The following is a 7,321-nucleotide window of genomic DNA, read 5'->3' as shown; positions in this document are numbered from 1 at the left end:
ACGCCGCGTTCCCCGCCGGCCCCGGGTTCTCCGCGGACCCCGGCTTCCCCGCCGACCCCGGCTTCCCTTCCGACCCCGTGAGTGGGGCGGACGCGGGGGGTGCGCAGGGCACCGCCGCCGCGCTGGCGGGGGTGCACCAGGGGCGCGCCCGGCGCCGCCCGCTGGGCGAGGGGCCGGGGGAGTACGGCGCCGCGGATCAGCTCGCGGAGCAGCTCGCGGACCGGTTCGCGGATCAGCAGCCCCATGTCGACCCCTACCCCGTCGCCGATCCGCCGAGCGGCCCCGCGGTCGACCTCGGTGTCGACGAGGTGTTCCCCCCGGAACGCGCCGACGCGATGATTCCGCCCGGCGGTGGCGCGCCCGCAGCAACCGGGCATCTGAGCGCCGAGGACGCCGTCCCGCCCTACGCCTGGGATCCGGCGCCCGCGGCCGGACCCGGTGCCGACCCGCCGGAGCGGGGGCCGGACGGTGCCGCCGCGTTCGTGCCCGGGCCCCGGGCCGGCTCCGGCGGAGCGGACCCCGCCGACGACCACCCGCCGTTCGACGCGCACCCCGGCCCCGGGGTCGACGACGGCGCGCCCGGTGCCCCCGCCTCGGCGGAGGCGGCCGAGCCGGCGGAGACGACCGAACCGGCCGCCGGTGACCCCGAAGGCCCCGGGACCGAGGACGGGACCGGGAGCGCCGACAGGGTCGGACCCGACCCCGACGGGCCGGCCGGCCCGGCGGCCTCCGACGCGGGCGGGTCCGCGCCCCGCGACGCCGCCGTGCCCGACCCCGCCGCACCGGACCCCGTCGAGGAGCCGGCGGCGGACCCGCCGCCGTCCGACGGCGTCGCCGCCCCGTCGGCCTCCGAACCGTCGGCCCCCGAACCGCCGCCGCTCCCGGATCCGACCGCGCCCAGCGGCCACCCCACGGTCACCTACGTCCTCCACGTCAACGGTGTGGACCGCCCGGTCACCGGCGCGTGGATCGGGGAGTCGCTGCTGCACGTCCTGCGGGAGCGGCTCGGCCTCGCCGGCGCGAAGGACGGCTGCTCCCAGGGCGAGTGCGGCGCCTGCTCCGTGCAGGTCGACGGCCGGCTGGTCGTCGCCTGCCTGGTGCCGGCCGCCACCGCCGCCGGCAGCGAGATCCGCACCGTCGAGGGGCTCGGTGAGCCGGGTGCCCCCTCCGACGTGCAGCGCGCCCTCGCCGGCTGCGACGTGCAGTGCGGCTTCTGCCTGCCGGGGATGGCGATGACCGTGCACGACCTGCTGGAGGGCAACCACCGGCCCAGCGAGCTGGAGACCAGGCGCGCCCTGTGCGGCAACCTCTGCCGCTGCTCGGGCTACCGTGGGGTCCTGGATGCCGTCCGCCAGGTGGTCGAGGAGCGCTCCGCGGCGGACGCCGCGCACCACGAGGACGACCCGACGGACGGGTCGGTACCCCACGTGCCGCACCAGGGCGGCCCCGCGGGTGAGGGAGGCGAAGCGTGACGGACCAGCGCGATGCGGCCACCACTGTCACCCTGAACCCGGCCGGGCTCGGGGGTACCGACGGGCCGTCGGACCCGCCGACCACCGGCATCGGCGTCTCGCTCACCCCGACCGACGCCGCGCACAAGGCGGCCGGGACCTTCCCCTACACGGCGGACCTGTGGGCCGAGGGGCTGCTGTGGGCCGCGGTGCTGCGTTCGCCTCACCCCCACGCCCGCATCCGCTCGCTCGACACCCGGCACGCCGCGGCGATGCCCGGAGTGCGCGCCGTCGTCACCCACGAGGACGTGGCGCCCGGTGCGCTGCTCGGGCGGGGTGTCGCGGACCGGCCGCCGTTCGCCTCGGAGCTGGTGCGCCACCACGGCGAGCCGATCGCCGCCGTCGCCGCCGACCACCCCGACACCGCCCGGCTGGCCGCCGCGGCGATCGCGGTCGAGTACGAGGTGCTCGAACCCGTCACCGACCCCGAGAAGTCCTTCGAGGCGCCGCCCCTGCACCCGGACGGCAACGTCATCCGGCACATCCCGCTGCGGTACGGCGACGCCGCCGCCACCGGCGAGGTCGTGGTGGAGGGGCTGTACCGCGTGGGGCGGCAGGACCCGGCACCCATCGGTGCGGAGTCGGGGCTCGCCGTGCCGCGCCCCGACGGCGGGGTCGAGGTCTACACCGGCGCCACCGACCCGCACACCGACCGCGACCGGATCGCGGGCTGCCTGGGGCTCCACCAGGAGCAGGTCAAGGTCTACGTCACCGGCGTCGCGGGGGCCCTCGCCGACCGTGAGGACCAGGGCATGCAGCTGCCGTTGGCGCTGCTGGCGATCCGCACCGGACACCCCGTCAAACTGGCGGCGAACCGCTCCGAGTCGTTCCTCGGCCACGCGCACCGGCACCCGACCCTGCTCCGCTACCGCCACCACGCGGACGCCGAGGGGCGGTTGGTGAAGGTCGAGGCGCAACTCCTCCTCGACGCGGGCCCGTACGCCGACGACTCCTCCGAGGCACTCGCCGCCGCCGTCGCCTTCGCGGCCGGGCCCTACAAGGTGCCCGCGGCGGTGGTGGACGGCTGGGTGGTGCGCACCAACAACCCGCCTGCCGGTCACGTGCGGGGCGAGGGCGCGATGCAGGTCTGCGCCGCCTACGAGGGCCAGATGGACAAGCTGGCGGCCCGACTGGGGGTGGAGCCCGCCGAGTTGCGGGCCCGCAACGTGATGGCGACCGGTGACGCGCTGCCGACCGGCCAGGCGGTCACCTGCCCGGCGCCGGTCGGTGCCCTGCTGAGCGCCGTCCGCGAGGCGCCGCTGCCGCCGCTGCCGCGGGACGTGCCGGTCGAGGACTGGCTGCTCCCCGGCGGACCGGAGGGCGCGGGGGAGCCGGGCGCCACCCGCCGCGGCGTCGGCTACGCCCTCGGCATGGTGCACATGCTGGGCGCCGAGGGCACCGACGAGGTCTCCACCGCGACGGTGAAGGTCGAGGGCGCCACCGCCACCGTGCTGTGCGCGGCCGTCGAGACCGGGCAGGGGTTCACGACGCTGGCCCGCCAGATCGTGCAGGAGGTCCTCGGCATCGAGGACGTCCGGGTCGCCTCGGTCGACACCGACCAGCCCCCCGCGGGGCCCGGCAGCCGCGGCCGCCACACCTGGGTCTCCGGCGGTGCGGTGGAGCGGGCGGCGAAGATGGTCCGCACCCAGCTGCTGCAACCGCTGGCGGCGACCTTCGGACTCTCCGCCGAGCTGCTGTCGATCGCCGACGGGAAGATCACCTCCTACGACGGGGTGCTCTCCACCACGGTCGCGGAGGCGCTGGAGGGCAAGGAGCTGTGGGCGACCGCCCAGTGCCGGCCGCACCCCACCGAGCCGCTGGACGGCAGCGGCCAGGGTGACGCCTTCGTCTCGCTGGCCTTCGCCGCGGTCCGCGCGGTGGTGGACGTGGACGTGGAACTCGGTGCGGTGCGCGTCGTGGAGCTCGCGCTGGCGCAGGACGTCGGACGGGTCCTCAACCCGCGGCAGTTGCGCGCCCGGCTGGAGGCGGGACTGACCCAGGGGGTCGGTGCCGCGCTCACCGAGCACCTGCGGGTCTCGCGCGGCACCGTGCGCCGCCCGGACCTCGCCGACTACGGGCTGCCGACCGCGCTGGACGCGCCGGAGCTGACGATCGTGAAGCTGGTGGAGGAGCGCGACGTGGTCGCGCCGTTCGGCGCCAAGTCGGCCAGCGCCGCGCCACTGGTGGTCGCCCCCGCCGCGGTGGCGGCGGCGGTCCGGGCGGCCACCGGCCGACCGGTCAACCGGCTGCCGATCCGGCCGCAGGCCGCGGTGGTCCACCCCGGCGGCGGTGCGCGCGCCGTACCGCAGGCGGTGCGGCGCTTACGCCGAGCCGGTCCTGCGGCGGTGCGGATCACACCGACGCACCGGTGCGCACGGCCGGGCGGGGTCCCTACGGTAGGGGCATGAAGCCCGCTCCCGGCAGTGACGCCGGTATCCAGGAGGCCGTACCGGCACCGCCGGCACCATCGGCGGAGCGCGGGGGAGTGCTCGGCCCGCGCCACCGGGCGCTGACCCTCGGCAGCGTCAGCGTCATCCTGCTGATCGCCTTCGAGGCCATGGCCGTCGGCACGGCGATGCCGGCCGCCGCGGAACAGCTGGACGGCATCGGGCTCTACGCTTTCGCCTTCTCCGCCTTCCTCACCACCAGTCTGCTGGGGATGACCGTCTCGGGGCAGTGGTGCGACCGCAGCGGACCGGTCGCGCCGGTCGTCAGCGGCATCGCCGTCTTCTGCTGCGGGCTCCTCCTCTCGGGTGCCGCCCCGACCATGCTGGTCTTCATCCTCGGGCGCGCGGGGCAGGGCGCCGGCGCGGGGCTGATCATCGTCGCGCTGTACGTCACCGTGCGGATCGCGTACCCCGAGGAGCTGCGGCCCGCCGCGCTCGCCGCGTTCTCCGCCGCGTGGGTGGTGCCGTCGATGCTGGGCCCGGTCCTCGCCGGCCTGGTCGCCGAGCACTTCGGCTGGCGCTGGGTCTTCCTCGGCATCACCGGGCTGGTGGTGCTGCCCCTGCTGGTGATGCTGCCCGCGCTGCGCCGCGCCGCGTCCGGCCCGCCGGAGGGCGGACCGGGCCGGTTCGACCGCCGGCGGCTGCGGCTGGCCGTCGCGCTCGCCGCGGGTGCGGGGCTGCTCCAGTACGGCGGCCAGGACCTGCGCTGGCTCTCGGTGGTGCCGGTCCTCGTGGGCGCGGCGCTCCTGGCACCCGCCGCCGTGCGGCTGATGCCCCCGGGAACCTTCCGGGCGGCGCGCGGGCTGCCCTCGGCCGTGCTGCTCCGCGGCCTGGCCTCCGCCGCCTTCCTCTCGACGCAGATGTTCGTCCCGCTGATGCTGGTCACGCAGCGCGGACTCGGCTACTCCCAGGCCGGGTTGGCCCTGGCGGCGGGCGGCGTCAGCTGGGCGCTCGGCTCCTGGACCCAGTCCCGCTCCGGGTTGGAGCCGCACCGGCTGCGGCTGGTGCGGGGCGGCACGGCGCTGGTGGCGGTCGGTGTCGCCGCCACCCCGCTGGTGCTGCTGCCCGCCGTACCGGTCTGGTTCCCGGCGCTCAGCCTCTCCGTGGGCTGCTTCGGCATGGGGCTGGTGATCACCTCGATGGGGGTGCTGGTGCTGCGCTACTCCTCGCCGGAGACCAGCGGCGGCAACATCTCCGCGCTGCAGATCTGCGACGCGCTGCTGAACGTGGTGATGCTCACGCTGGTGGGCTCGGCCTTCGCCGTGCTGGGCGGCGGCAGCGTCGCCGGACACGCCGTCACCTCGGGCTCGGACGTCGGGCCGGAGGCGTTCCTGGTCGTCTACGCGGCGGCCACCGCGGTGGCCCTGCTGGCGGTGGTGGTCGCCGGGCGGCTGCGTCCGGAGGAGGCGCCGGCGGCCTGACCGGGCGGGGCGGCGAAGGTGGCGCGGCGCACGTCCGGCGTGCCACCTCCGGCGCTCCGCGCGCCGGGTAGGCTGACGCGGTCGCCCAGCCCGTCCCACCGTTTTCGAGGACCGTGACTACCACCACCAACACCCATCTCTCCCCGGCCTTCCCCGGCCGTGCGCCCTGGGGCACCGCCAACAAGCTGCGTGCCTGGCAGGAAGCCGCGATGGGCTCCTACATCGAGCAGCAGCCGCAGGACTTCCTCGCGGTGGCGACCCCCGGCGCCGGCAAGACGACGTTCGCGCTGACCCTGGCGTCCTGGCTGCTCCACCACCACGTCGTCCAGCAGGTCACCGTGGTGGCGCCCACCGAGCACCTGAAGAAGCAGTGGGCCGAGGCGGCCGCCCGCATAGGCATCCGTCTGGACCCGGAGTACAGCGCCGGCCCGCTCCACAAGTCCTACCAGGGCGTCGCGGTCACCTACGCCGGAGTAGGCGTGCGGCCGATGCTGCACCGCAACCGCTGCGAGCAGCGCAAGACCCTGGTCATCCTCGACGAGATCCACCACGCCGGCGACTCCCGCTCCTGGGGCGAGGCGTGCCTGGAGGCGTTCGAGCCCGCCACCCGGCGGCTGGCGCTGACCGGGACGCCGTTCCGGTCGGACACCAACCCGATCCCCTTCGTGACGTACGCCGAGGGCAACGACGGCATCCGGCGCTCCTCGGCCGACTACACCTACGGCTACGGCAGCGCGCTATCCGACGGCGTGGTGCGGCCGGTCATCTTCCTCTCCTACAGCGGCAACATGCGCTGGCGGACCAAGGCGGGCGACGAGATCGAGGCGCGGCTCGGCGAGCCGCTGACCAAGGACGCCAACTCGCAGGCGTGGCGCACCGCGCTCGACCCCCGCGGCGAGTGGATGCCGCAGGTGCTCGGCGCCGCCGACCGGCGCCTCACCGAAGTGCGGCGGGCGATCCCCGACGCCGGCGCGCTGGTCATCGCCACCGACCAGGACTCCGCCCGGGCGTATGCCAAGCTGATCCGCGAGATCACCGGCGAGGCCGCCACGGTCGTCCTCTCCGACGACACCGGCGCCTCCGAGCGGATCGACGAGTTCCGGCTGGGCGACAGCCGGTGGATGGTGGCGGTCCGCATGGTCTCCGAGGGGGTCGACGTGCCGCGACTGGCGGTCGGCGTCTACGCGACCACCATCTCCACCCCGCTGTTCTTCGCCCAGGCGGTCGGCCGCTTCGTGCGGTCCCGGCGGCGGGGCGAGACCGCCTCGGTCTTCCTGCCGACCGTCCCCTCGCTGCTGACGTTCGCGCACGAGATGGAGGTCGAGCGCGACCACGTCCTGGACCGGCCGAAGAAGGGGGACGACGACCCCTACGCCGAGGAGGCCGACCTGCTGAAGGAGGCCGAGAAGCAGCAGGACGAGGACACCGGCGAGGACGAGCAGCTGAGTTGGGAGGCGCTGGGCTCCGACGCGGTCTTCGACCGGGTCATGTACGACGGCGCCGAGTTCGGCATGCAGGCCCACCCGGGCAGTGAGGAGGAGCAGGACTACCTCGGCATCCCCGGCCTGCTGGAACCGGACCAGGTGCAGATGCTGCTCCAGAAGCGCCAGTCCCGGCAGATCGCCCACAGCCGGAAGAAGCCCGACGAGGAGGCCGACCTCGTCGAACTCCCCGCGGAGCGGCGGCCGGTCGTCACCCACCAGGAGCTGCGGGAACTGCGCCGCGAGCTCCACGGCCTCGTCGGTGCGTACGCCCACCAGACCGGCAAGCCGCACGGCTCGATCCACAACGAGCTGCGGCGCAGCTGCGGCGGCCCTCCGACGGCCGAGGCGACGCCCAACCAGCTGCGCCAGCGGATGGCCAAGGTCCGGGAGTGGGCCACGCGCATGAAGTGAGAGCGTGTGTGACCCGACGCCGGGACCGCGGCGTCGGGTCGCACACG

4 protein-coding genes are annotated in these 7,321 nt (G+C 75.7%); all 4 read left to right on the top strand.

Features of this window, described 5'->3' with window-relative positions:
• Positions 1-1,472: (2Fe-2S)-binding protein (locus HCN52_RS25615; protein WP_245175298.1), on the top strand; the 1,472-nt coding region annotated here is incomplete at its 5' end.
• Between the two features lie 32 nt (positions 1,473-1,504).
• Positions 1,505-3,919 (top strand): xanthine dehydrogenase family protein molybdopterin-binding subunit, encoded by a 2,415-nt coding sequence (locus HCN52_RS19620; RefSeq protein WP_168089772.1) that lies wholly within the window; start codon positions 1,505-1,507, stop codon positions 3,917-3,919.
• Positions 3,916-5,379, top strand: coding sequence for an MFS transporter (locus HCN52_RS19615; protein WP_168089771.1), 1,464 nt, complete (start codon positions 3,916-3,918; stop codon positions 5,377-5,379). Before HCN52_RS19620 ends, HCN52_RS19615 begins: the two co-directional genes overlap by 4 nt.
• 113 nt (positions 5,380-5,492) lie before the next feature.
• Positions 5,493-7,274, top strand: a complete 1,782-nt coding sequence (locus tag HCN52_RS19610) for a DEAD/DEAH box helicase (RefSeq protein ID WP_168089770.1) — start codon at positions 5,493-5,495, stop codon at positions 7,272-7,274.
• The last annotated feature ends 47 nt before the right edge of the window (positions 7,275-7,321 follow it).

Origin of the sequence: Streptomyces bohaiensis (assembly GCF_012033785.1) — a bacterium.
Lineage (GTDB): Bacteria > Actinomycetota > Actinomycetes > Streptomycetales > Streptomycetaceae > Streptomyces > Streptomyces bohaiensis.
This window is presented reverse-complemented; position numbering and strand designations above follow the sequence as displayed.

Bases quoted from the DNA above. Each gene is read 5' to 3' on its own strand.
- HCN52_RS19615 (WP_168089771.1), top strand. From the start codon at position 3,916: ATGAAGCCCGCTCCCGGCAGTGACGCCGGTATCCAGGAGGCCGTACCG.